The organism is Aeromonas sp. V90_14 (assembly GCF_029967615.1).
GTDB lineage: Bacteria > Pseudomonadota > Gammaproteobacteria > Enterobacterales > Aeromonadaceae > Aeromonas > Aeromonas hydrophila.
Map to the genome: position 1 here is coordinate 244028 of NZ_JASCAS010000002.1, position 23308 is coordinate 267335.

At 65.1% G+C, this 23308-nt stretch carries 25 protein-coding genes; 7 read left to right on the plus strand and 18 right to left on the minus strand.

Translation table 11 applies throughout. The features are described 5' to 3' along the window. Window positions 1-15: 15 nt before the first annotated feature. From QLG02_RS03460 to QLG02_RS03475, 4 genes are read right to left on the minus strand one after another with little or no spacing between them, the layout of a single operon-like run. The gene (locus QLG02_RS03460) at window positions 16-264 is read right to left on the minus strand and encodes an acyl carrier protein (RefSeq protein WP_011707160.1); all 249 of its coding nucleotides are present in this window, start codon (window positions 262-264) and stop codon (window positions 16-18) included. 3 nt (window positions 265-267) lie between these two features. Next, window positions 268-534, minus strand: a complete 267-nt coding sequence (locus tag QLG02_RS03465; protein WP_005297932.1) for a phosphopantetheine-binding protein — start codon at window positions 532-534, stop codon at window positions 268-270. A 17-nt stretch (window positions 535-551) separates the two neighbouring features. Then, a complete protein-coding gene (locus tag QLG02_RS03470; protein WP_257689053.1) occupies window positions 552-1310 on the minus strand; it encodes a lysophospholipid acyltransferase family protein in 759 nt (252 codons plus the stop codon). Next, on the minus strand, window positions 1295-2008 hold the full coding sequence (locus QLG02_RS03475; protein WP_270827188.1) for a beta-ketoacyl synthase chain length factor: 714 nt from the start codon (window positions 2006-2008) through the stop codon (window positions 1295-1297). The genes QLG02_RS03470 and QLG02_RS03475 overlap by 16 nt, the downstream gene beginning before the upstream one ends. A 176-nt stretch (window positions 2009-2184) precedes the next feature. Here QLG02_RS03475 and QLG02_RS03480 point away from each other — a divergent pair, with 176 nt between their 5' ends. Genes QLG02_RS03480 through QLG02_RS03490 form a run of 3 tightly spaced genes read left to right on the plus strand, consistent with a single transcriptional unit; the run spans window position 2185 to window position 4007 of the window. Beyond that, on the plus strand, window positions 2185-2649 hold the full coding sequence (locus QLG02_RS03480; protein WP_202001683.1) for a hypothetical protein: 465 nt from the start codon (window positions 2185-2187) through the stop codon (window positions 2647-2649). Between the two features lie 18 nt (window positions 2650-2667). Continuing rightward, window positions 2668-3744 (plus strand): methyltransferase, encoded by a 1077-nt coding sequence (locus tag QLG02_RS03485; protein WP_282464512.1) that lies wholly within the window; start codon window positions 2668-2670, stop codon window positions 3742-3744. Window positions 3745-3791: 47 nt separating this feature from the next. Continuing rightward, window positions 3792-4007 carry a hypothetical protein gene (locus tag QLG02_RS03490; protein WP_282464513.1) on the plus strand — a complete coding sequence of 72 codons (216 nt, stop codon included), beginning with the start codon at window positions 3792-3794 and terminating at the stop codon, window positions 4005-4007. Window positions 4008-4052: 45 nt separating this feature from the next. Here QLG02_RS03490 and QLG02_RS03495 read toward each other — a convergent pair whose 3' ends face one another. Next, window positions 4053-4808, minus strand: a complete 756-nt coding sequence (locus QLG02_RS03495) for a DNA/RNA non-specific endonuclease (protein ID WP_011707167.1) — start codon at window positions 4806-4808, stop codon at window positions 4053-4055. A gap of 242 nt (window positions 4809-5050) precedes the next feature. Then, window positions 5051-6028 carry a cytochrome-c peroxidase gene (locus QLG02_RS03500; protein WP_282464514.1) on the minus strand — a complete coding sequence of 326 codons (978 nt, stop codon included), beginning with the start codon at window positions 6026-6028 and terminating at the stop codon, window positions 5051-5053. Window positions 6029-6477: 449 nt separating this feature from the next. Between QLG02_RS03500 and QLG02_RS03505 the strand changes: the two genes are divergently transcribed. Further along, a complete protein-coding gene (locus tag QLG02_RS03505; protein ID WP_282464515.1) occupies window positions 6478-7203 on the plus strand; it encodes a carbonic anhydrase in 726 nt (241 codons plus the stop codon). 75 nt (window positions 7204-7278) lie between these two features. Here the strand turns inward: QLG02_RS03505 and QLG02_RS03510 are convergent, their stop codons facing one another. The 10 genes from QLG02_RS03510 to QLG02_RS03555 all read right to left on the minus strand — a co-directional run bounded on the left by QLG02_RS03510 (window position 7279) and on the right by QLG02_RS03555 (window position 20196). After that, window positions 7279-8187, minus strand: coding sequence for a pseudouridine-5'-phosphate glycosidase (locus tag QLG02_RS03510; RefSeq protein WP_044800662.1), 909 nt, complete (start codon window positions 8185-8187; stop codon window positions 7279-7281). Then, on the minus strand, window positions 8181-9272 hold the full coding sequence (locus QLG02_RS03515; protein WP_043161981.1) for a PfkB family carbohydrate kinase: 1092 nt from the start codon (window positions 9270-9272) through the stop codon (window positions 8181-8183). The genes QLG02_RS03510 and QLG02_RS03515 overlap by 7 nt, the downstream gene beginning before the upstream one ends. A gap of 145 nt (window positions 9273-9417) precedes the next feature. After that, window positions 9418-9777: a nitrite reductase small subunit NirD gene (nirD, locus tag QLG02_RS03520; protein ID WP_282464516.1), complete on the minus strand. Its 360-nt coding sequence runs from the start codon at window positions 9775-9777 to the stop codon at window positions 9418-9420. A gap of 59 nt (window positions 9778-9836) precedes the next feature. Continuing rightward, window positions 9837-12422, minus strand: a complete 2586-nt coding sequence (gene nirB, locus QLG02_RS03525) for a nitrite reductase large subunit NirB (RefSeq protein ID WP_282464517.1) — start codon at window positions 12420-12422, stop codon at window positions 9837-9839. Between the two features lie 26 nt (window positions 12423-12448). After that, the gene (locus tag QLG02_RS03530) at window positions 12449-13270 is read right to left on the minus strand and encodes an ABC transporter ATP-binding protein (RefSeq protein ID WP_043556226.1); all 822 of its coding nucleotides are present in this window, start codon (window positions 13268-13270) and stop codon (window positions 12449-12451) included. Window positions 13271-13457: 187 nt separating this feature from the next. Further along, complete coding sequence (locus QLG02_RS03535; protein ID WP_282464518.1) at window positions 13458-14387, minus strand: ABC transporter permease; 930 nt, start codon at window positions 14385-14387, stop codon at window positions 13458-13460. A 14-nt stretch (window positions 14388-14401) separates the two neighbouring features. Further along, window positions 14402-15760, minus strand: coding sequence for a CmpA/NrtA family ABC transporter substrate-binding protein (locus tag QLG02_RS03540; protein ID WP_282464519.1), 1359 nt, complete (start codon window positions 15758-15760; stop codon window positions 14402-14404). Between the two features lie 289 nt (window positions 15761-16049). Continuing rightward, window positions 16050-16634, minus strand: a complete 585-nt coding sequence (locus QLG02_RS03545) for an ANTAR domain-containing protein (protein WP_282464520.1) — start codon at window positions 16632-16634, stop codon at window positions 16050-16052. A 139-nt stretch (window positions 16635-16773) separates the two neighbouring features. Further along, window positions 16774-17532: a uroporphyrinogen-III C-methyltransferase gene (gene cobA / locus QLG02_RS03550; protein WP_282464521.1), complete on the minus strand. Its 759-nt coding sequence runs from the start codon at window positions 17530-17532 to the stop codon at window positions 16774-16776. 27 nt (window positions 17533-17559) lie between these two features. Further along, entirely contained in the window at window positions 17560-20196 is a 2637-nt protein-coding gene (locus QLG02_RS03555) for a nitrate reductase (RefSeq protein WP_282464522.1), read from the minus strand. Between the two features lie 303 nt (window positions 20197-20499). On the opposite strand from QLG02_RS03555, the gene QLG02_RS03560 reads away from it, so the two are divergent. Both QLG02_RS03560 and QLG02_RS03565 read left to right on the plus strand, forming a co-directional pair. Next, window positions 20500-21006 carry an RNA methyltransferase gene (locus QLG02_RS03560; RefSeq protein ID WP_282464523.1) on the plus strand — a complete coding sequence of 169 codons (507 nt, stop codon included), beginning with the start codon at window positions 20500-20502 and terminating at the stop codon, window positions 21004-21006. Then, complete coding sequence (locus tag QLG02_RS03565; RefSeq protein ID WP_282464524.1) at window positions 20996-21109, plus strand: RNA methyltransferase; 114 nt, start codon at window positions 20996-20998, stop codon at window positions 21107-21109. Before QLG02_RS03560 ends, QLG02_RS03565 begins: the two co-directional genes overlap by 11 nt. Before the next feature lie 45 nt (window positions 21110-21154). On the opposite strand, the gene QLG02_RS03570 is transcribed toward QLG02_RS03565, so the two are convergent. Then, window positions 21155-21895, minus strand: coding sequence for a hypothetical protein (locus QLG02_RS03570; RefSeq protein ID WP_282464525.1), 741 nt, complete (start codon window positions 21893-21895; stop codon window positions 21155-21157). A gap of 186 nt (window positions 21896-22081) precedes the next feature. Between QLG02_RS03570 and QLG02_RS03575 the strand changes: the two genes are divergently transcribed. Continuing rightward, the gene (locus QLG02_RS03575; RefSeq protein ID WP_011707183.1) at window positions 22082-22513 is read left to right on the plus strand and encodes a universal stress protein; all 432 of its coding nucleotides are present in this window, start codon (window positions 22082-22084) and stop codon (window positions 22511-22513) included. Between the two features lie 70 nt (window positions 22514-22583). On the opposite strand, the gene QLG02_RS03580 is transcribed toward QLG02_RS03575, so the two are convergent. Continuing rightward, complete coding sequence (locus QLG02_RS03580) at window positions 22584-23219, minus strand: murein L,D-transpeptidase catalytic domain family protein (RefSeq protein ID WP_011707184.1); 636 nt, start codon at window positions 23217-23219, stop codon at window positions 22584-22586. Window positions 23220-23308: the final 89 nt, after the last annotated feature.

A 23308-nucleotide genomic window follows, 5' to 3' on the forward strand; every position in this document is an offset into this window, starting at 1 on the left:
GGGCGTGCACCGGCATCAGGCGTCGGCCAGCAGACGCTCGACCGCATCCACCACGTCGTTGACGCTGCGCACCGACTTGAACTCTTCCGGCTTGATCTTCTTGCCGGTCAGCTTCTGCAGGTGCACCACCAGATCGATGGCGTCGATGCTGTCGAGCTCGAGATCCTGATAGAGACGGGCCTCGGGGGTGATGGCCTCTTCGTCGACCTCGAACAGCTCGACGAGGGCAGCCTTGATCTGGGCAAAGATGTCGTCACGGGTCATGGCTCAGGCCTCCCCTTTCGACTGGGCCTGCACCAGGGCGACCAGCGCCGCGACGGAGGCAAAATGACGACGGGTGTTTTCATCCTCGGCGGAGAGCACGATGCCGTAGCGGCCCTTGATGGCAAGGCCCAGCTCCAGCGCATCGATGGAGTCCAGCCCCAGGCCGTCACCGAACAGCGGTGCCTGACTATCGATGTCGTCAGGGGTGAGCCCCTCGAGGTTGAGGCTGTCGATGATGAGTTGTTTTATCTCTAGATGCAGGTCTTGCATAACTGTTCCACATGCTGTCATTGGGGCCCCGGTTGCAGGGCCTGGGTGAGAAACCGGGTCAACTGGCGGGCGGCCAGCGCACTGCTCTGGCCGGTGGCGACCACCTCGTCCGCCGCCACTTGCTGCAGGAATTCTATGGTGAAAATCGGCTTATTTTCCGGGATCTTGAACCATTTGTCCTGCTTGGTGAGAAATCGGGTGCTGCAGTGGATCCGCACCAGTTGCAACGGCACCTGGCTGCGCACCGCCAGCTGGGCGGCGCCGCGCTGCAGCTTGATGGGCTCGCCCGGGGTGGTGCGGGTTCCCTCCGGGAACACCAGCAGCAGGCCGCCGGCCCGGATCCGCCCCTGGCACAGGGCCAGCAGATCCTCCCCTGCCACGTTGGGCAGGTAGTCGGCCGCCCGCACCACGCCGCCGATGAAGGGGTTGCGCCAGAGGGACTGCTTGACGATGCAGTCGCACACCGGCATCTCCGCCGCCAGCATGACATAATCGAGCAGGCTGGGGTGATTGGCCACCACCAGGGCTCCGCGCAAGTGGGCGGGCATGCCGCTCACGCTGTAGTCGAGCACTCCCCAGCCGCGTAGCACGCCGAGAAACAGCCGAAAGCTGTGGCGAATGGTGAGCTGGGCCAGGGTACGACGCCGCTCGCCGCGCAGACAGAGCGCCAGCAGCGGAAACCAGAACAGGGAGAGCAGCAAGCCCCCCACCCCGAACAGGGTGAAGCCCAGAGCCGTGCCGATCAGTCGCCAGCCCCGGTTCAGCAACGCAGCCATCTCCACTCCTGACGGTCGTCAGCGAGGAGCAGGGTCGGCTCGCCTCGCAGCAGGGCACGCCAGCAGGCCAGACTCTGCGGCAGCGGGCGGGCAGCCGACTCGACTGTGCCACGCGCCCCCGCACAGTGCCACTCTTCGCCTGCCGTCAGCACCAGCCCCAGCGCGTGGGGCGGCGCCTCCTCCGCCAGCCAGGGGCGGTGAAACTCGGGCACCGGCCCCTCGAAAGCCACCAGCAACACCCGACGGGCGCCGGCCTGCAGGGCGCAGACCGCTTCGGTCAGGCCCGCCATCAGGCTGTTCTCCCCCGCGGCCAGCGAGGTCATGGGGATGGCGGCCTTGCCCTGGATGGAGCAGAGTCCGGCGGCGGTGTTGTGCACCGACATGGAGAAATCGGTGGGCGACAACGCCTGCCCGTCCGCCAGCGCCTGCAGCAGGGTCATGGAGCGGGCGAGCTCGCCGTGGCGGCTGACGAAGACGGCACTGTCTATCTGGTGGCGGGCCAGCAGGCTCAGCCCCACCTGCACCGCCAGCCGGGCGCCCTGACTCAGGCGGCGCGCCATCATCATCGGCAGCAAGGGGGTGGCGGGAAACGGCGGGTCGACCGGCCAGCGGCCCTGCTGCGCCCACGCCTGCCAGGCAGCCTCATCGGCCAGACCGGGTGACAGGGCCTGACTATCCAGCAGCGAGAAAGAGAGCATGTTTCGGGCAACCTGTCCTTACATCGATGGGTGGACGCGAAGACGATAAAAGGCACTCACCCGGCGGGCAGTGCCTGCTCCACGACATTGAATGGCGTCATCGGCTTAATACCGGCGGATAATACCATTATTCATCAAAAATAATAGCCAGCGCAGATTATCAACCGCCTTGGTGATTGAAAATAAACTATTTGTGTTGTCTCATTGCCACGCCCAAATTGATGAATATCCTTCTCAAGGAAAATATTATGAAACTCATTAATAAAATATCCCTGCTGCTGGCCTGTGCCCTGCTTGCCGCCTGCTCCACCAGCCAGCCAATTCGCAATATGGCAGCCAATCCGGTGCCCTTCAATCTGACCGAAGAACAGGTAGCCAATGCCATTATTACGGCCGGCATCAGCAAGAGCTGGGTAATGCGCCAGGAGCAGCCAGGACTAATTCGAGGCCAGGTCAATGTGCGCCAGCATCAGGCGGTGATCAATATTCCTTATAGCGCTCGCGATTATTCCATTAATTATGTGAGCAGCGTCAATCTGGACGACAAAGGCAAGGGCAGCATCCACCGCAGTTATAACCGCTGGGTACTGGGTCTGAACCAGGCCATTCAGGCGGAACTCGCCCGCACCCAGAGCCGCTGATCAGGCAGGAGCCACCCCGTGAATCACTATCAGGCGGACCCCTACAACGCGCTGGAAGCCATCAGCGAGGCCCAGAAAATCGCCTTCGGGCCCATGTTGTTTCAGGCCAGCTGGTGCCTGCGTGAAACCGGGGTGCTGGCCTATCTCGAGACCTGCAGCTCGCAGGGGGCCGCGCTGGCCGACATCGCCCAGGCGTGTCAACTCAGCGAGTACGGCGCCGGCGTGCTGCTGGACATGGGGCTCGGCGGTGGGCTCTGCTATCTGAGCGAGGAGCACTATGTGCTGGGTCGGGTCGGCAAATACCTGCTGCACGACGCCATGAGCCGGGTCAATCTCGACTTCACCCAGCACGTCTGCTATCAGCCCCTCGCCCACCTGCTCGACGCCATCCGCGACGGCACCCCGGCCGGTCTGCAGGAGTTCGGTCCCTGGCAGACCCTCTATCCGCACCTGAGCGAGCTGCCCGAGCCGGCCCGCCGCAGCTGGTTCGCCTTCGATCACTTCTACTCCGACTGGGCCTTCCAGCAGGCCCAGGACAAGGTGTTCGGCTACGAGCCGCGCCACCTCTACGATCTGGGCGGCAACACCGGCAAGTGGGCCATCGCCTGCGCCAGGCGGGATCCGGCGCTGCAGGTCACCATCCTGGACTTGCCCGAGCAGCTGACGCTGGCCCGCTGCAACATCGAGGAGGCGGGGCTGGCGGCGCGGGTGCATGGCCACCCGGTGGACCTTCTGCAAGCGGGCCCCCTGCCCGGCGAGGCGGATATCTGGTGGATGAGCCAGTTTCTGGACTGCTTCAGCCACGCGCAGATCGTCGCCATCCTGAACCGGGTCCGGCTGGCCATGAAACCGGACGCCCGGGTCTGCATCCTGGAGCTGTTCTGGGACAGGCAATCCTTTGAAGCCGCCAGTTTCAGTCTCAACGCCACCTCCCTCTACTTCACCTGTCTGGCCAACGGCAACAGCCGCTTCTACCACTCCAAACAGCTGTACCAGTGCCTGCGCGAGGCCCACTTTCACGTGGAGGCCGAGCACGAGATCCCGGGGCCTGGCCACACCCTGCTGGTTGCCCGCCCGTTGCACACGAGGCCATAATGCCGCCATCGGCATGGAGATGATGATGAAACGAGAAGGAGCACGGCATGAGGCGTGACTGCATGACCCTGATGGCCCTCGACCTGACCCTGGGCAGCCTGCTCGGCGGCTGTGCCGACATCAAGGAGGCGGGCAGAACCGTGGGGCACACCACCCGCAACGTGACCCGCGAGATTGGCCACACCACCCGCGACGTGACCCGGGAGATCGGCCACGGCACCCGGGATACCGTCAAGAAGGTCGGGGATGAACTGAGCAAATGAAAACAGGGGCCGCGGCCCCTGTTTTCATGGTGCTCATGACCAGGCTCAGTTGCCCCACATGGCCATCAGCTGAGACTCCATGGCCTCTTCCTGCTCATCCGGCAGCTCGGCGAAGAAGTCGAGTCCGGTCTGCTCCTCCACCGCATCCACCGTCACTATGTAGTCTGCCAGCTTGCTGGCCGACACGTTCTGCTGCGGCAGGATGAAGGCGATCGCCTCCTTGTTGGCCACATCCATCACCACCCGGTAATAGGCGTGGGGCACGGTCACGCCGTTGCCGATGGAGGCGTCGGAGTTGGTGAAGATGGGGCCGGTGATCACATAGACATCCTGATAGGCGATGGCCCACTGCCGGGTCTTCTCCTCCAGGATGCGCCAGGCCCCCTGGTTGAGCGCCGGCAGCTGCGGGGTCATGTTGGTCAGCAGGAAGCTCTGCTTCATGGTGGTGGCGGTGGAGCGCATGTCCGCCGCCGGTGCCTGATGGCCGCGGTCATAACCGGAGCCCTTGTAGTCGGCCAGGGTGGCGCGGAACTGCACCGGCACCTCCTTGTCCTCGGCAAAGGCGTCCTTGCGCGGCACCTGGCCCTGGGCGCTGGCGGCCGTCATCCGGTAAGAGACCCAGTCAGAGACCTTGGTGTCGTAGTTGTAACCGGCGGCATAGCCGTCCCGGCACAGCAGTTGACTGGATTGGCTGGGCACCCCGAGCTTGACGTGATCCTTGCATTGGAAGCCCGCCGCCAGGCTCGGGAAGGTGGTGAGAGTGAATCCGATAGCCAGAACTAATTTATTGATATTATTCATTATTATGCCACTCCTTGTATTAGGCGGAGTGATTTGACACCAGGTCGGATGAGTAAGGCAATCGAACAAATTGTGAGCGTGCCGGAAATGTGAAGAGAGCTGCAAATCGGTAAAATCGCCGCCGCCAGCTGGGGGATTGTCATCCCTTTGTCATTGTGTAGTGCAGTAACTTCGAGAGGCTTATCAGATAGATAGGAATGAAAAAGCGGAGCCGGTGACTCCGCTGCAATCATCAATCCCGCTCAGCTCTTGACCTGAGGCCTGGGAGTATCGGGTTGGGAGGGCGGCAGAATAGGCAACACGATCTGCGGCTGCTCGCCGGTCAGGCTCTTGAGGTAGGCGGTCATGTCGTCCGCCTCCTGCTCGCTCAGGGTCTGGCCGAGCTGGATGTCAGCCATGATCTGCACCGCCTCCTTCAGATCCCACACCGAGCCGTCGTGGAAGTAGGGGTAGGTCAGCTCTATGTTGCGCAGGGTCGGCACCTTGAACCAGCCGATGAACTGCTTCTCGCCGGTCACCCCACCGCGTCCCTGGGCCGGGTTGTCGGTCTTGAACGGCTTGACCAGCCCCATCTTCTGGTAGGAGTTGCCGCCGATGGCCACCCCGTTGTGGCAGGCGGTGCAGCCCTTCTCCTTGAACAGCTGATAGCCCTTCAGCTGCTGCGCGGTCAGCGCCTTGGCATCCCCCTTCAGCCAGCGATCGAACGGCGCATCGGGGGTGACCAGGGTCTCCTCGAAGGCGGCGATGGCATCGGTCACCTCGTCGATGCCGAAGTCCGCCTTGCCGTACACGGCGCTGAATCGGGCCCGGTACTCGGGCAGGGTGTGCAGGGTCTCCACCGCCAGCTTGTGGGTGAAGGCCATCTCCAGCGGATTCTCGATGGGGCCCGCCGCCTGCGCTTGCAGATCCTTGGCGCGCCCATCCCAGAACTGCACGAAGTTGAGGCTGGAGTTGAGCACGGTGGGCGAGTTGATCGGCCCCTCCTTCCACTTGTGGCCGAGGGAACTGACCTGGTTGTCTACCCCGCCGGTCGCCAGGTTGTGGCAGGAGTTGCAGGAGATGGCGTTGGATTTCGAGAGCCGCGGCTCGAAGAACAGCATCTTGCCCAGCTCGACTTTTTCCGGTGCGCTCACCTTGACCGCTTCCACCGGCTGGATCGGCTCGTTCGCCCACCCCATCCCTGGCAGGCCCAGCGCCAGCAACAGACAATATTTATTCATTTTTTCTCTCTCCCTTGTGGCTGTGCATAACAGCAGCCTCAGCCTGCCCGGGAAAGCCTGTGCATTATTTGTTCAAGATCAAATGAGACCAACAAAAACCACATTAAAAACAATGGATTAATATATTGCAGACGGACTGGTGGCGGGGACTTGCGCGGCAAAAAAGAGCTGAATTCCGATGAATGAATTATGAGCGAATTCATCTGCGATAACAGCCAATTAATTAGATTGCTGTCATTGAATAAAGCGATTATTCAATATGCAGACGTGACTGCCCATTATTTAGATTCATCTTGAATACATCATAAATATCGTCGGCGATCACCCAACCAATAATAAAAATACCGTCTGACCTTCTGTATCCCGCAATTCAGATGATGCCTTCCGTTATTTCCTCGTCAATGCAGGAAACGGATCGCCGTGCTTTTCAATCAAGATAAGGATGCATGATGAGAAAGTCCCTGTTGGCCGTTGCCCTGTTGCTCTGCCCCGCCGCCTTCGCCGCCACCCCGCATTGGGAATACAGCGGTGAGGCCGGCCCGGCGCAGTGGGCCAGACTGACCCCGGAATTTGGCCAGTGTGCGGGCAGCAACCAGTCGCCGGTCAACCTCGACGGTCTGGTCGAGGCCGAGCTGGCCCCGCTGCAGTTTCACTACCTGGCGGGGGGCCGCAGCGTCACCAACAACGGCCACACGGTGCAGGTCGACTATGCCCCGGGCAGCAGCCTTGAGCTCGACGGCATGCGCTTTGAGCTCAAGCAGTTCCACTTCCACGCCCCCAGTGAAAACCTTATCAAGGGCAAATCCTACCCGCTGGAGGGGCACCTGGTGCATGCCAACGCCAAGGGTGAGCTGGCAGTGGTGGCGGTGATGTTCGAGCCGGGCCAACCCAATGCGGCCCTGAGCCAGGCCTGGCAGGTGCTGCCAGCCAAGGCGGGAGAGAGCCACGCCTTCAAAAAACCGCTCTCGGCCGAACAACTGCTGCCCGCCAAACGCGACTACTACCGCTTCAGCGGCTCGCTGACCACCCCGCCCTGCTCGGAAGGGGTGCGCTGGCTGGTGATGAAGCAGCCGGTGCAGGTGAGCCAGGCCCAGATCGACGCCTTCAAGGCGGTGATGCACCACCCCAACAACCGCCCCGTGCAGCCGCTGCACGGACGCCTGGTGCTGCAATAACGCCCCCGGCAGCTCACAGAGCCGAGATAAAAAAAAGAGGGCCCGCGGGCCCTCTTTTCCATTCTCCACGAGCCATTACAGGCTGGCGGCGATGCGCGCCCCCAGCGCGGCGTTGTTCAGTACCAGCTGAATGTTGGCTGCCAGCGAGTTGCCGCCGGTCAGTTCGCACACCCGGGCCAGCAGGAAGGGGGTGGACTCCTTGCCCTTCACCCCCTGCTCGTCCGCCTCTCGCAGTGCCTGGGCAATGGCGGCGTCGATGTCGGCCTTGGGCATGGCAAACTGGGTCGGGATCGGGTTGGCCACCACGGCACCGCCCGCCAGCCCCAGCTCCCACTTGAGGCGCAGCGCCTCGGCGATCGCCGCCGGGCTCTCGAGGCGGTAATCCACCTTGAAGCCGCTCTCACGGGTGTAGAAGGCGGGCAGCTCCTCGGTCTGGTAGCCGATCACCGGCACGCCCTGGGTCTCCAGGTACTCCAGGGTCAGACCGATGTCGAGGATCGACTTGGCACCGGCGCAGACCACGGCCACCGGGGTCTGGGCAAATTCCTGCAGGTCAGCCGAGATGTCGAAGGTCTCCTGGGCGCCGCGGTGCACGCCGCCGATGCCGCCGGTGGCGAACACCCGGATCCCGGCCATGGCGGCGATGATCATAGTGGAGGCCACCGTGGTCGCCCCCAGCCCCTTGTTGGCCAGCACGAAGGGAATGTCGCGGCGGCTGCACTTGGTGGCGGCATGACCGGCCCGGCCCAGCGCCTCCAGCGCCCCCGCATCCAGACCCACCTTGAGGCGGCCATCGATGATGGCGATGGTGGCCGGCACGGCGCCGTTGTCGCGCACCACCTGCTCGACCTGGCGCGCCGTCTCCACGTTCTGCGGATAGGGCATGCCGTGGGAGATGATGGTGGACTCCAGGGCCACCACCGGCTTGCCGGCAGCAAGGGCTTCAGCGACGACCGGTTGGATATCGAGGTAAGCGTTCAACATGGGTACTCCTCCAGCATGCGTTCAACGGCGGCCTTGGATAGGCCGGAAAAGACGGTATCGGAACAATTGACGGTGAGGGCGGCGCAACCGAGGGCGAACCGGGTTGTCTCCATGATGCCCTGCTCCTGCAACCAGGCGTGGGCCAGCCCTGCCATGAAGGCATCGCCGCCGCCGGTCACGTTGACGACCGGGCTGCCGAGCACGGGCAGATGGCCCTGGCACTCCCCGTCGCTATAGAAAATCCCCTGATCGCCGAGGCTCAGGAACAGCCGCTGCACCCCGGCGCGGTGGAACCAGGCCGCCGCCATGGGCCAGGTGTCGGGCCCGGCGATGGTGAAGCCGCACAGCTGCTCCGCCTCGCTGCGGTTGGGTTTGAGGGTGTGGATCCGGTGCAGCCAGGGGCGGATCTTCTCCACCTTGGCCACCGAGACGGTGTCGACGAAGATGATGTGCTCCCCCTGGCGCTCGAACAGCCAGTCGAGGGTGTGGGTGGCGAGGTTGGTGTCGAGCACCCAGAGCCGGGCTGCGCCGAGAAAACCGCTCAAGGGGGTGAGCCGGGCCGGGGTGAGCTGATCGATGATCGCCATGTCGTTGACGGCGCAGCTCATCTCGCCGCTGCCATCGTGCAGGCTGAGGTAACAGGAGGTCGCCTGGCCGTCCAGCATCAGCACCTGACGCACGTCGACGCCGGCGCGCTGGGTCACGTCCAGCAGGTGATGACCGTATTGATCGTTGCCCACCGCGCTCAGCAACCGGGTATCGGTACCGAGCCGCGCCAGGTTCTCGGCTATGTTGCGCCCCACCCCGCCGGCCGAGGTGCGTACCTTGCCGGGATTGGAGTCGCCGATGCGCAGGTTGTCGTGGCTGCAGCCGCAGATATCCATATTGGCGCCGCCGATCACCACGGCGTAGGGCCCTTCCCGCAGCACATAACCGCGCCCCTGCACATAGCCCTGGCGCATCAGGCTGGAGATGTGGCTCGCCAGCGCCGAGCGGCTGATGCCGAGCCTGTCCGCCAGCTCCTGCTGGGCAATCATGGGGTCCTGGCGCAGCAGGGCGAGGATCTCTTGCTCACGTTCCGTCATAGACAAACATCCAGTTACAAACGTTTGTCCATTATTTCCGAAAAACGTTTTCCCGCTATCACCCCGTGCAAAAATTGTCGGTTTGCGCACAAAAAATCACCGGGCAGAGCCCGGCGATGAAAAAACGGTTTTCAGATGATTCCACTCAGCCCAACAACACCCAGACTTCGCCGGCACTCTGCATCACGGGCCAGCAGGCCACCTTCAGCGCCGGGTCGTCCAGACAGCGGCCATCCACCAGGGCATAACGCTGCTTGTAGAGCGGCGAGGCAACCACGGGCTCGCCACCGCAATCCCCCACCAGGCCCCGGCTCAACACGGCCACCCCGGCCAGGGGATCCAGGTCATCCAGCGCATAGACACGCTCGCCGAGCCGAAACAGCGCCAGCGCCCGCCCCCCCAGCCAGGCGCTGCGCCCAGCCTGCTCCGGCAGGGCCGCCAGATCGCATGCCCGCAGCCATTCGCCATGCTCGGAATGCAACACGTTCTCTCTGCTCGGCCCCATATCTGCTCCTTGTCGCTGCTCATCCGGCGTCTCTTGCCATGCACTCTGGTTGGCCCCGTTCATATCACCTCCTTGATACTGATATCCGGCACCCACTGGCCCCGCTCCTCCCGTCTGGGGGGCGTGCTCCCCTCCGGCTGGTTGACGAAGGCCTCGAACAGCTGCAGCTTGTCCGGATCCGCCAGCGTGCTCTTCCACTCGCACTGCCAGCTGCCGACTATGCCGTCCATCATGGCCTCCAGCTCGGCCCCTATGCCGAGCCTGTCCTCTATGATCACCGACTTGAGGTAGTCGAGCCCCCCCTCCATGCTCTCCATCCAGACCGAGGTACGCTGCAACCGATCGCCGGTGCGCACGTAGAACATCAGCAGCCTGTCTATGTAACGGATCAGGGTCTGCTCATCGAGGTCAGTAGCAAACAGGTCGGCGTGGCGCGGCCGCATGCCGCCATTGCCGCACACATAGAGGTTCCAGCCGCGCTCGGTGGCGATGACGCCTATGTCCTTGCTCTGGGCCTCGGCGCACTCCCGGGTGCAGCCGGAGACCGCAAACTTCAGCTTGTGGGGCGCCCGCAGCCCCTTGTAGCGGTTCTCCAGAGTCTGGGTCAGGGTCATGGAGTCCTGCACCCCGTAGCGGCACCAGGTGGAGCCGACACAGGACTTCACGGTGCGCACCGACTTGCCGTAGGCCTGGCCTGTCTCGAACCCCGCAGCCACCAGCTCGCCCCAGATGGCGGGCAGCTGGTCGCGCCGGGCGCCGAACAGGTCGATGCGCTGGCCGCCGGTGATCTTGGTGTAGAGACCGTACTTGCGCGCCACCTCACCTATGGTGATGAGACCGTCCGGGGTGATCTCCCCGCCGGGGATGCGCGGCACCACCGAATAGGTGCCGTCCTTTTGCAGGTTGGCGAGGAAGGCGTCGTTGGTATCCTGCAGGCTGCGGTGGGGCTTCTCCAGCACATGCTCGTTCCACAGCGACGCCAGTATGGAGGCGACCGTCGGCTTGCAGATGTCGCAGCCAAGGCCATGGCCGTGTTTGTCGCGCAGCGCCTCGAAGCTCTTCAGCTCGCCGACCCGGGCCAGGTGATAGAGCTCCTGGCGGCTGTGGGCGAAGTGCTCGCACAGCCCCTTGTCCGCCTCGACCCCGATTTCGCTCAGGGTCTGCTCCACCACCTGCTTGAGCAGGTTGCTGCAGCCGCCGCAGCCGGTGCCCGCCTTGGTGCAGCTCTTGACCGCCGCCAGCTCGTGGTTGCCTGCCTTGACGGCGGCCACCACGGCCCCCTTGCTGACGTTATGGCAGGAGCAGAGGATGGCGCTGTCCGGCAGCACCAGAGGCGCGGGGGCGCCGCCCGCTTCCCCCACCAGCAGGGAGAGCGGCGGCTGGGGCAGCGCCACCCCGTTCTGGTAGTACTGCAGCAGCCGCTCATAATCGGCTCCGTCCCCCACCAGGATGGCGCCGAGCAGCCGGCTCCCTTCGCCGTCGGTCACCAGCTTCTTGTAGATGCCGTTGACCCTGTCCAGCAGCAGCAGCTCCTGAGCCCCGGCCGTGCTGGCGTGGGCATCGCCGATGGAGCCCACGTCCACCCCCATCAGCTTGAGCTTGGTGGACATGTCAGCCCCCGCGAAGCGGCTCTCGCCGCCGCACAGGCTGGCCACGGCGGCCCGGGCCATCTGATAGCCGGGGGCCACCAGCCCGAAGATGCGCCCCTGCCAGAGCGCGCATTCGCCGATGGCGAGGATGGCGGGGTCCGAGCTGTGGCAGCCCTCGTCGATGCAGATGCCGCCGCGCTCGCCGACGCTCAGCCCGGATTGACGGGCCAGGCCGTCGGCGGGTCTGATGCCGGCCGAGAACAGGATCACGTCGGTCTCAAGATGAGAGCCATCCTTGAACCTCAGCCGCTGACGGGCCTGCTCCCCATCCTCGATGCACTCGGTAGCCTTCTCCACCAGCACCTCGACCCCGAGCGCCCGGATCTTGTCCCGCAGCACGGCGCCGCCGTTGTCATCGAGCTGCACCGGCATCAGCCGCGGGGCAAACTCCACTACCTGGGTCTTGAGGCCGAGCAGGCGCAAGGCGTTGGCCGCCTCCAGTCCGAGCAGGCCGCCGCCGATCACCACGCCGCTGCGCGCTTGGGCACAGGCATCGCGGATGGCGGCGAGATCCGCCAGGGTACGGTAGACGAAGCAGCCCTCCCGCTGATGGCCGGGGATGGGCGGCACGAAGGGCACTGAGCCGGTCGCCAGCACCAGTCGGTCGTAACCGAACGGCTCGCCATCGGCCAGGGTCAGGGTGCGGGTATCTCTGTCCAGCACCTCCACCTCGGCCCCCAGCCGCAGCCTGATGCCCTGCGCCTCATACCAGGCGGGATCCGCCAGTTGCAGCGCCTCGGGCGCCTTGCCGCCAAACACCTCGGACAAATGCACCCTGTCGTAGGCGGAGTCCGGCTCGGCACCAAATACCGTCACCTCGAACCGGTTCAGGCCACCGGCCGCCACCAGCTGCTCGACGAAGTGGTGACCCACCATGCCGTTGCCGATCACCAGCAGACGTTGTTTCTCACCCCTCTCGGGCGATTCGACCAAGTGGTGGTCCATCTCACCATCCATGCCCTTGCCCACCACCAGCAATCTTTGTTTATTGTCCATGTTTCTCTTCCTTGAATTCTGGGGGCTCAGGCGCGCAGCTTGCTGCGCACCGGGTCGGCCGCCTTGAGCGGGGTCACCTTGCGCTGCTTCTCGTAGAGGAAGCGCAGCACCTGCTGGCGCAGCTTGTGATAGTGACCATCGTCCGCCAGGGCGACCCTGTCTCTGGGCCTTGGCAAGTCCACGGTCAGGATCTCCCCGACCGTGGCAGCGGGGCCATTGGTCATCATGACGATGCGATCGGAGAGCAGCACAGCCTCGTCCACGTCATGGGTGATCATGATGACGGTATTGCCAAGCTCGGCCTGAATGGCCATCAGCGCGTCCTGCAGATGGGCCCGGGTCAGGGCATCCAGGGCGCCGAACGGCTCGTCCATCAGCAGCACCTTGGGGGAGAGCGACAGGGCGCGGGCAATGCCGACCCGCTGCTTCATCCCCCCCGACAGCTCGTGGGGCATCTTCTGGCTGGCGTGATCCATCTGCACCAGGGAGAGGTAATAGTCGACCCGCTCCGAAGCCGCCCGCCGGTTCGGCTCAACCTGCCCCACCGCCAGCGCCACGTTCTGCCGGACGCTGAGCCAGGGCAGCAGCGCATGGTTCTGGAACACCATGGCCCGCTCCGGGCCGGGCCCAGCCACCTCGCGCCCGTCCAGAATGATGCCCCCCGTGGTGGGCTCCAGCAGTCCGGCCACCAGGTTGAGGACAGTGCTCTTGCCGCAGCCCGAGTGGCCTATGAGGGAGACGAACTCCCCCCGCTCGATGCGCAGGTTGACCCGGCTGAGGGCCTCGAAGCGCCCCTGCTCCGTCTCGAACGAGATGCCGACGTCGCTTATCTCCAGATAACTCTTCATTGGCGGTTCTCCTGCCTGAATATGTGTTTCGTCACTGAATCCTGTCCCTAGCGCAATATCTGGCGCTTGGCCTGAAGCAAAACCACTGCTGCAGGGCCTGGTTGCCTGCCGGCTGCCCTAGCGCAATACCTGGCGCTTGTCCTGAAGCAAGACCACTGCTGCAGGGCCTGGTTGCCTGCCGGCGGCCTTAGCGCAACACCTGACGCTTGTCCCAGGAGAGCCACTGCTGCAGGGCCAGCATGCCCCTGTCCAGGCCGCAGCCGATGAGGCCAATGGTGACCACGGCCACCATGATGCGGGCCAGGGAGGCCGAGCCGCCGCTCTGGAACTCGTCCCACACGAACTTGCCGAGCCCGGGGTTCTGGGCCAGCATCTCGGCCGCGATCAGCACCATCCAGGCCACCCCGAGGGACAACCGCAGCCCGGTGAAGATCATGGGCAGGGCGGCGGGCAGCACTATGCGCCGCACATGGGTCAGGAAAGAGAGCCGCAACACCCGGCTGACGTTGTGCAGGTCGCTGTCCAGCCCCGCCACCCCGACCGCCGTGTTGATCAGGGTCGGCCAGAGGGAGCAGAGGGTCACCGTCAGCACCGAGGTGACGAAAGACTTCGCAAGCCAGGGCGCAGAGCTGGTGTAGAGCGCGCTCACCACCAGCGTGATAAGCGGCAGCCAGGCCAGGGGCGACACCGGCTTGAGCAGCTGGATCACCGGATTGGCAGCGCGGTAGAGCCCCTGATTCATGCCGAGCAGCACGCCGCACGGGATGGCGATCAGGCTGGCCAGGGCGAAGCCGCACAGCACAGTGAGCAGGCTGGTGGCGATCTGATCGAAGAAGGTGGGGCGCCCTGTATAGGGGCGCAGCCTCACCTCGGCCGCCGGATCTGCGGCCAGCCGCTCGGCATTGCGCACCTGCTGACGCTCGAGGAAGGCGCTCGCCTTCTCCCGCTCGGCCAGATGCTCCTGCCCCAGCGACCAGAGCTGGCTGGCGGTCGCCAGCGGCCCCGGCAAGGTGCCCAGGCTGGTCTGCACCTGACTCGCCCCCCACTGCCAGAGGCCGAGGAACAGCAGCACGCCGAGCAGGGGCTGCACCATGGTTTTCCACTTGTGTCGTTTCATTGCGCTCTCCTCGCTCATTGCACCCGCTCATCGCCCTTGAGGCCGATGGCAAACTGTTGCAGGTAGGCGTTGGGGTGGCGGCCGTCGTAGATGAGGCCGTCGATGAAACCATCCTGCGGGCCCCGATAACCCTGCTCGCTGGCAAAATCGGGGAAGTCCTGCGCCTTGAACTTGCCCTCGGCGATCAACTCCTCGGCCGCCTGGCGGTAGACCTCGGGTTGATAGACGGCCCTGGCGACCTGCTCGAACCAGGCGTCCGGTTTGGCCGTCGGGATCTGGCCCCAGCGCCGCATCTGGGTCAGATACCAGATGGCGTCCGAGTAGTAGGGGTAGGTAGCGTGATGGCGAAAGAAGACGTTGAAGTCCGGCAACTGGCGCACGTCCCCCTTGCCGTATTCGAAGGTGCCTGTCATGGAGCTGGCGATCACTGCCTCGTCCGCCCCCACGTACTCGGGTTTTGCCAGCAGCTTGGCCGCCTCGCGCCGGTTGCCGTTCTGCTCGGCATCCAGCCACCAGGCCGCCCGCAGCAGCGCCTTCACCAGCCGTATGTGGGTATTGGGATGACGATCTGCCCACTGGCGGGTGACGCCGAACACCTTCTCCGGGTTGTTGCGCCAGATCTCGTAATCGGTGATGACGGGCACCCCTATGCCCCTGGCGACCGCCTGCTGGTTCCAGGGTTCTCCCACGCTGTAGCCGGCTATGGTGCCCGCCTCCAGGGTGGCGGGCATCTGCGGCGGCGGCGTGACCGACAGCAGCACGTCCGCCTGGCGCTGACCCGAGCTGTCGCCGAGGGCGGGGGCATAGAAGCCGGGGTTCAGCCCGCCGGCCGCCAGCCAGTATCTGAGCTCGTAGTTGTGGGGGGAGACGGGGAACACCATCCCCATGTTGAACGGCTTGCCCGCCTGCCGGTATTGATCCACCACGGGTTTGAGCGCGGCGGCGCTCACCGGGGCCGGCACCTGACCCGCCACCACCTTGGGCAGATGGGGCTGCATGGCGGCCCACACAGGGTTGGCGACCGTGATGGCGTTGCCGTTGAGATCCATGGCGAACGCCGTCACCAGCTCGGCCTGGGTGCCTATGCCGACATGGGCGGCCAGCGGCTGACCCGCCAGCATCTGGGCACCGTCCAGCTCGCCGTCGATCACCCGATCCAGCAGCACCTTCCAGTTCGCCTGCGCCTCCAGGGTGACGTAGAGCCCCTCATCCTCGAAATAACCGCGCTCATAGGCCACCGCCAGCGGTGCCATGTCGGTCAGCTTGATGAAGCCCAGCTTGAGCTCCTCCTGCTCCGGGGCCCCCACAGCCGCCAGCGTCGGCAGTGACAGCAGCGCCAGCAGCAGACCCCCACATCCTTGTCTCTTGTTCATTCGCCTTCCTCGCTCAGATCACAGTCATGGGCGGCCATTCCCCTGCGCCGTTGCAGGGTCGCGACCAAAAAAAAACCTCACCGATCCGGGATCGGTGAGGCCTCTTTGCCCTGTTGCGAGTGACGGGCCCGTGGGCGCCATCACTCCTTGTCTTCTGGGTAATCCACTTTCCGTGCCAAATTGGCCAAGCCGCCGAAACGGGCCCTATTCCGCCTTTTTCCTCCCGCTTTGCCTTCTCGTTTGCCTCAATTAGGCGCAGTTGCACCAAAACGGTTTGCCAGCCCAGCTCTCACGCCGGCAGTGCCAGCAGCAGCTGCCGTGCCAGCTCCCCCAGACTCAGGTGCCGACTCATGGCGGTGCTGCGCATCAGGCGGTAGGCCTGCTCCTCGTCCAGCCCCTGATGACGCATCAGCCGCCCCTTGGCCTGCTCGACCAGGCGTCGATCCACCAGCTGCTGGCGCAGTTCACTCTCGGTCTGCGCCAGCGCCTGCACCATGGCCAGCTGGCTGCGGGCCAGCCGCAGCCACTGCTCGACCGGCTCCCGCTCGCCGCACGGATGCGGCACCAGCAGCACCCCCTGCTGCAACAGGGCGATCTGGGGCTCGGTGCCGATCCGCTCGCAAAACAGCAGGCGCGGCACCCCGGGCCAGAGAGAGAGGCCGAGCCGCACCTCGGCGCCAAACTGGCGACTGCTGACGAGCAGGGCGTCTCCCTGCCCATCCGGGCTCAGCAGCTGGCGAGCGTCGAGGATCCTGGGCTGATGGCCATACTGGCTGACCAAGAGGGCCAGCCGGTTGGCCTGACCCGGCTCGTCGGCGTGGATCAGCAGGCGGGAAACGGGGCCAGCGGGGCCCCCTGAAGTGAGAATGGTCATGGCGCTCCTTGCCAACGGCATTCGATTGGTCTGCCACCACTGTGGTCTGTCACCACAGAGGCAACATGAGCGCCAACTGTTTGAATCTACCCCCTTTTTATTCCTCTGGAGGTAGTAGAGGTAGAGGGGGAACGGCGGCTCAGGCCACCCGATCCAGCGCCTGTCCCAGCAGGCCCTGCAGCTCGGCCCGCAGGCGCACCACCTCCCCCATGATCATCAGCACCGGGCTCTGGCCGAGCAGGGCCAGGGCGGCCTGCGCCAGCCCGTCCAGCGTGGTCTCATGGACCTGCTGGCGGGGGCTGCACCCGGCCACCACCAGCGCCACCGGCAGCGTCCCGACTGCCCCTGCCGCCAGCAGGCCCTGCCGGATCTGGGCCGCCCGCTCCAGCCCCATGTAGAACACCAGGGTGTGGCCGGCCCGGGTCAGCCCCTGCCAGCCCTGATAGTCCCGCTCGTCCATCAGGTGGCCGGTGACCAGGGTCAGAGAGCGGGCCAGCCCCCTGTGGGTCAGGGGGATAAAGGTGCTGGCGGCACAGCCCAGGGCCGCCGTGATGCCGGGCACCAGCTCGGCCTCGATACCGTGACGGGCCAGGTGCAGCGCCTCCTCACCACCGCGGCCGAACACCAGGGGATCCCCCCCCTTGAGCCGCACCACCCGCTTGCCGGTGCGGGCCAGGGCCAGCAGCAGGGCATTGATCTCATCCTGGGTCGGGCTCGGCTCGCCGCAGCGCTTGCCCACGTCGAAGCGGGCCGCTCTCTGGGGAATGCGGGCCAGGATCTCGCCCCCCACCAGGCGGTCATAGACCACCACCTCCGCCGCCTCGATGCGTCGCAGGGCGCGCAGGGTCAACAATTCGAGAGGGCCGGGGCCCGCTCCCACCAGACTGATTTGGCTCATCGCACACTCCTTGTGTTGCCCAAGCCTTCAGGCTGAGGCGATAAAAACATGTTTGATCAACAGCTTGTCGATCTCTGGCAGGCAGGTTCCGCAGTTGCTGCCGCAGCCGAGCAGGGCCTGCAGCCCCGCCCGCTCGCTCACCCCCTGCCGCACGATGGCGTCGACGATGCGCTGCTCCGACACCCGCAGGCAGGAGCAGATCAGCCGGCTCTCCCCCAGCAGGGCCGCGTTCAGGGTCTGGCTCAGGGCCCCCGCCTGCAGCGGGGTGCCGAGCAGACTTGCCAGCAGCTCGACCTTGATGTCCGGGCGCAGCTCCCCCACCAGCAGCAGGCCGTCGATGCGATCCCCGGCCAGCGCCACGGCGAGCCAGCCCGACGCCAGCGGCAGTCGCAGCCAGCGCCCCTGGGTTGCCAGCCGCTGCCACAAGGCTTCGGGCGCCTCTGACCAGGAGGCCAGCAGGGTGCAGTTGCCCTCCGGCAACGGGCGCCTGGCCCACCAGTCCAGCGGCTCGCCCCAGTCTCGCCGACCGAGCCAGAGCCCCTGCCAGCGAGTCGGCTGCGGCTCGGCCCGCACCCGCCCCTGCTTGAACATGGGCTGGCCAGAAAGGGGATCCACCACGGCGGCAATGAGGCGATTGACCGCCCCCAGACTGCACTGGCTGTCGGTCCAGTGCATGGGCAGGAAGGCCTCCCCCTCCCTGAGCCCCTCGTCCAGCCCCACCAGCAGCCGCGCCTCCCCCAGCCCGTTGTGAAGGCACACCAGATCCCCCTCCTTGAGCCCCAGTGCCAGCAGGCTGGCGGCGCCGAGCCGTACCCTGGGCCAGGGCTCGGCCTCCTGCAGACGCGGCACGTGGCCGGTGCGGGTCATGGTGTGCCACTGATCCCGCAGCCGACCGCTGTTAAGCAACAAGGAGAGGCCCGCCAGCGGCCGCACCGCTTCTGGCGCGGCGACAGGCTCGGGGGGAAAGAGCTGGGCCAGGGGCAACAGCCGGGCGCGGCCATCCTGGGTGGCGAAGCGCCCGTCCTCGAACAGCCGGGCCCGGCCCTGGGGCCAGCGGGTATTGACCGGCCAGCTCAGGGGCGCCAGCGCCTCGAACTCGGCGCGGCTGAGGCGGGCCAGCCCCGAGATGTCGAACTGGCGTTGCCCCTGATTCTCGAAGCCCGACAGGGCCGCGTGCTCGCAGAAGATCTCGTGCTCGTGCTCATAGGCAAACCCTTCGCCGAAGCCGAGCCGGCGAGCCAGCTGGGTCAGCGCCCACCAGTCGGGCCTGGCCTCCCCCGGCAGGGGCAGGAAGGCGCGCTGGCGGCTGATGGTGCGCTCCGAGTTGGTGACGGTGCCGCTCTTCTCCCCCCAGGCAGCGGCGGGCAGCAGCAGGTGGGCGAGGCGCGCCGTGTCGGTGTTGGCGGTCACCTCGGAGACCACCAGCAGCTCGCAGCGGGCCAGCGCGTCGCGCACCCGGTTGCCGTCGGGCAGGGAGACCGCCGGGTTGGTGCCGAGTACCCAGAGCGCGCGGATCTCCCCCCGGTGCACCGCCTCGAACAGCTCGACCGCCTTGTGGCCGGGGCCGCCCACCATGGTCGGGCTCTGCCAGAAACGCTGCACCCGATCGCGCTCGGCCTCGCCAAAGCCCATGTGGGCCGCCAGCTGGGTCGCCAGCCCGCCCACCTCGCGCCCGCCCATGGCGTTGGGTTGCCCCGTCATGGAGAAGGGGGCCGCCCCCGGCTTGCCGATGCGCCCGCCCAGCAGATGGGCGTTGATGATGGCGTTGGCCTTGTCCACCCCCTGGTTGGACTGGTTGATCCCCTGGCAGAACAGACTGACGGTTTTGGGGGTGCTGGCAAACAGCCGGTAGAAGCCGAGCAGATCCCCTGGCGCCAGATCGCAACATTGGGCCACCGCCTCCAGCTGCCAGGCCGGGTCGTCCAGCGCCGCTGCCAGCGCCTCGAAGCCGCTCACATGGCGCGCCACGTAATCCTTGTCCCAGCCGTCGTGATCGAGCAGGTAACGACACAGCCCGTTCCACAGTGCCACGTCGCTGCCGGGCCTGAGGGCCAGGTGCAGGTCCCCCTGCTCCGCCGTCATGGTGCGGCGCGGGTCCAGCACCACCAGCCTGAGCTCGGGGCGCCGTGCCCGCGCCTGCTGCAGGCGACGAAACAGCACGGGGTGAGTCCAGGCGGTGTTGGCACCCGTGATCACCACCAGATCCGCCAGCTCCAGATCCTCGTAGCAGGCAGGCACCAGATCCTCGCCGAAGGCACGCTGATGGGCCGCCACCGCCGACGACATGCAGAGCCGGGAGTTGGTGTCCACGTTGGCACTGCCGAGATAGCCCTTCATCAGCTTGTTGGCGACGTAGTAATCCTCGGTGGTGAGCTGGCCCGACAGGTAGATGCCGATGGCCTGTGGCCCGGATTCGGCCAGAATGGCGGTGAAACGCTCCGCCAGGGTATCCAGGGCCTGCTCCCAGCCGATGCGCTGCCCCAGCCAACGCGGATAGAGCAGGCGATCGGGGAAATCCAGGCTCTCCAGCAGGCTGGCCCCCTTGACGCACAGAGCGCCCGCGTTGGCCGGGTGCCCCTCATCCCCCTGCAACTGCCAGCCATTCCCCTCCCGGCTAAGCCGGATGCCGCAGCCCACTCCACAATAGGCACAGGTGGTGTTCATTCCCTTGCTCCTCGTCGTCCGGCGACCCATCCCTGGGTCACCGCTGCCATGGCCCATAAAAAAAGCGCCCGCCCCCGCTGGGGACGGACGCCTTTGTCCGGATAAGCCGCATTTACTCTCTCCTAGGATGACTGCAAACCCCGCGCCAGGATGCAAGGTGCGCCTGGAGGGCGATCGGCACCGAGCGGCTGCGCCGGGACGGTGCAAGCGACCCCTTGTTGGGCCCGTCAGGCGGGAGTTCATGCCCAGGCTGGGCAAGGGGCGGTGCGGGAGTATAATGCGGCCGCCACAGAGGAGAGCGAGATGAGAGAGTCAGACCACGAATGCCTGCCACCACAGGGGGACAAGTCAGCGCCGTACGGCGACGCAGGTTATTGCTGCATCGGGCTGGTCAACCCCAAGTCACCGGAGAACGTGGGGGCCGTGATGCGGGCCGCCGGCTGCTACGGGGCGGACGAGGTCTACTACACCGGCAACCGCTTCGAGCTGGCGCGCCGCTTCGCCACCGATACCAAGCAGATGGTGGAGAAGATCCCCCTGCTCGGGGTCGACGATCTGATGGAGATGGTGCCGGTAGGCTGCACGCCGGTGCTGGTGGATCTGATCGAGGGGGCCACCTCGCTGCCGGACTATGTGCACCCGGCGCGCGCCTTCTACATCTTCGGCCCGGAGGACGGTACCCTGGATCCCGCCCGCTTCAAGGCGGTGCAGGAAGTTATCTACGTCCCGACGCAAGGCTGCATGAATCTGGCGGCTTCGGTCAACGTGATCCTCTATGACCGGCTGGCCAAGCAGTTGCGTGCCAAGTAAGCAGCAGAGGCTCTACGTAGCCACAGCCAAGGGCTGCATGAACCTGGCGGCCTCGGTCAATGTGATCCTCTACGACCGGCTGGCCAAGCAGCTGAGACGCTGACAAAAAAGCTCCTGAACAGGTAACCAGCCCCCGGCGCAGGGCGCTTTAGTTGCCAGGGGCTAGCCTCTGCTCCTGCTGCTCGATGAAATCGCGGTAGTAGTCGTAGAGCCGATAGCGCCGGTAGATCTCGGCCAGGGTGCCGTGTCGCACCAGGTTGACCATGCCTTGATCCCAGAGCTGTTGCAGGCTGCGTCCCTTCTCGGTATCGGCAAAGATGGGATAGGTCGGGACCCAGCGCAGGAAGATGCGCTGCATGTTGGCGGGAATGGAGTCCGCCGAGTAGAGCACCCCGGCGGTCAGGTAGTAACGATAGCGCTCCTTGGCCAGCAGTTGCAGCGCCATGTCGTGGCTGTCGATCTCGTGCCAGCGCATGGAGACAGGTATGTACTTGTCAAAGGCCCAGCCCCGCAGCCACACCACTCCCTGCCCGCTCAGACTGTGCTCCCCTTGCCACTGGGGCCGCCACTTCTTTAGCATCAGCACCGTCAGATCATCGGCCGAGGCGGGATGGCGGGGTTGCAGCACGCCGCTCACCTCATCCCGATAGACCCCCATCGCCATGTCGCCCCCTTTCTGGGCGATCACCGCCAGGGCCCGCTTGTAGGGCACGATGCGCGGCATGACCTGGTAACCGCTGGGCTGATAGATGGCCCGCACTATGTCCAGATAGACGCCCCTGCCATCCGGCTGGCAGAAGCCCGGCCAGTCATCGCAATAGACATAGAGGGGATCGGCCCGACCCGGCCAGCAAATCAGCAACGTCAATGAAAGCAACAAACGAATCATGTCTTACCGTTTCTCCGCAGGCGATGCCATTTGCAGCCGCGCCCAAGCCATTCCCCATGATATGAAGATCTGCCGGCAACGCACCTCTTTTTCCCGGTTTTGCGAGCGAGTCGAGGGTTATTGCCCGCTGAATCGGTATTATTGACAATAAGATTCATTAGTAACCCAACATAGGGGAGCCTTCATATGCCATCCATTAAAACCCTGCTCTGTCCGGTCGATTTTTCCCAGATGTCACAGGCCGTGCTCGACTATGCCGTCTTCATGGCCCAGAGCCACAAGGCCGAACTCAAACTGGTTCATGTAGTGGATCAACTGCACGGCTTCGACAGCTACAAGATCCTGCACATGACCGCCATCGAGATCACCCACGAGATGGAGCGTCAGGCCAAGAGCCAGATGAAGGAGCTGATCGCCAGCCTGCCGATTCCGGCCACTTTCGAGGTGCGCTTCGGTCGCGCCGCCGACGAGATCGTCGTGCAGGCCAAGGAAGAGAAAGCCGACCTGGTGGTCATGGGCAGCCACGGCCGCTCCGGCATCAGCCATCTGCTGGTAGGCAGCGTGGCCGAGTCCGTGGTGCGCCATGCCCCCTGCCCCGTGCTGGTGGTGCGCAAGTAGCCGCCACGCCAGACTCACTGCAAAAGGCCAGCATTCGCTGGCCTTTTCTATTTGGGCTCGCGGGCCGGCCTCAGCCGTGGGCGTAGATGACGCTGCCCCCCTTGATGATGTCGATGATGGCCCTGGACTGCTCCTTGGGCAGTGCGGGGCAGCCCCAGCTGCGGCCCAGCTTGTCATATTTGCGCAGATGGCGCGGGCTGGCATAGTCGGCGCCGTGCACCACGATGGCCCGCTTGCGGGCATTGCTGTTCTGGCCCGGGCTCAAACCGTCGAGGCGCAGCGAATAGCCGTGCTTGCCCTGATAGGTCTCGGCGGTGCGATAGACCCCGAGCGAGCTCTTCATGGAGTTGAACTGGTTGGAAAACTGGTTGGCGGCCAGCTCGCCCGAGTTGCGGCCATGGCTGACCCAGGTGTGGTAGAGCAGCTTGTGGCGCTTCACGTCGATGACGAACAGCCGGCGCATGGTCGAGGGTTTGCTGTAGTCGATGATGGTGAGAATGGGTTTGCGCTTGTGGCGCACGCTCTGGTAACTGTTGATGGCCTTGCGAAATACCTGTTTGTCGAGCTTGCCGGCCAGCCCCAACTGGCGGTAGAGATCCTGATCCCAGCTGGCGTGGCTGTTGCTGCTGAAGCAGAGTGCCCCCAGCAGCAGCGGCAACCCCAGCCAGAGCGCGCCCCAGCGCTTCATCCAATCTGTTTGCTTCATCCTTGAATCTGCTCCCGTTTTTGTGGCTAGCGCAGCGCTCAAAATATCGCCACACCTCGCTGGATAGTTATATGCAAGCCCCTGATAGC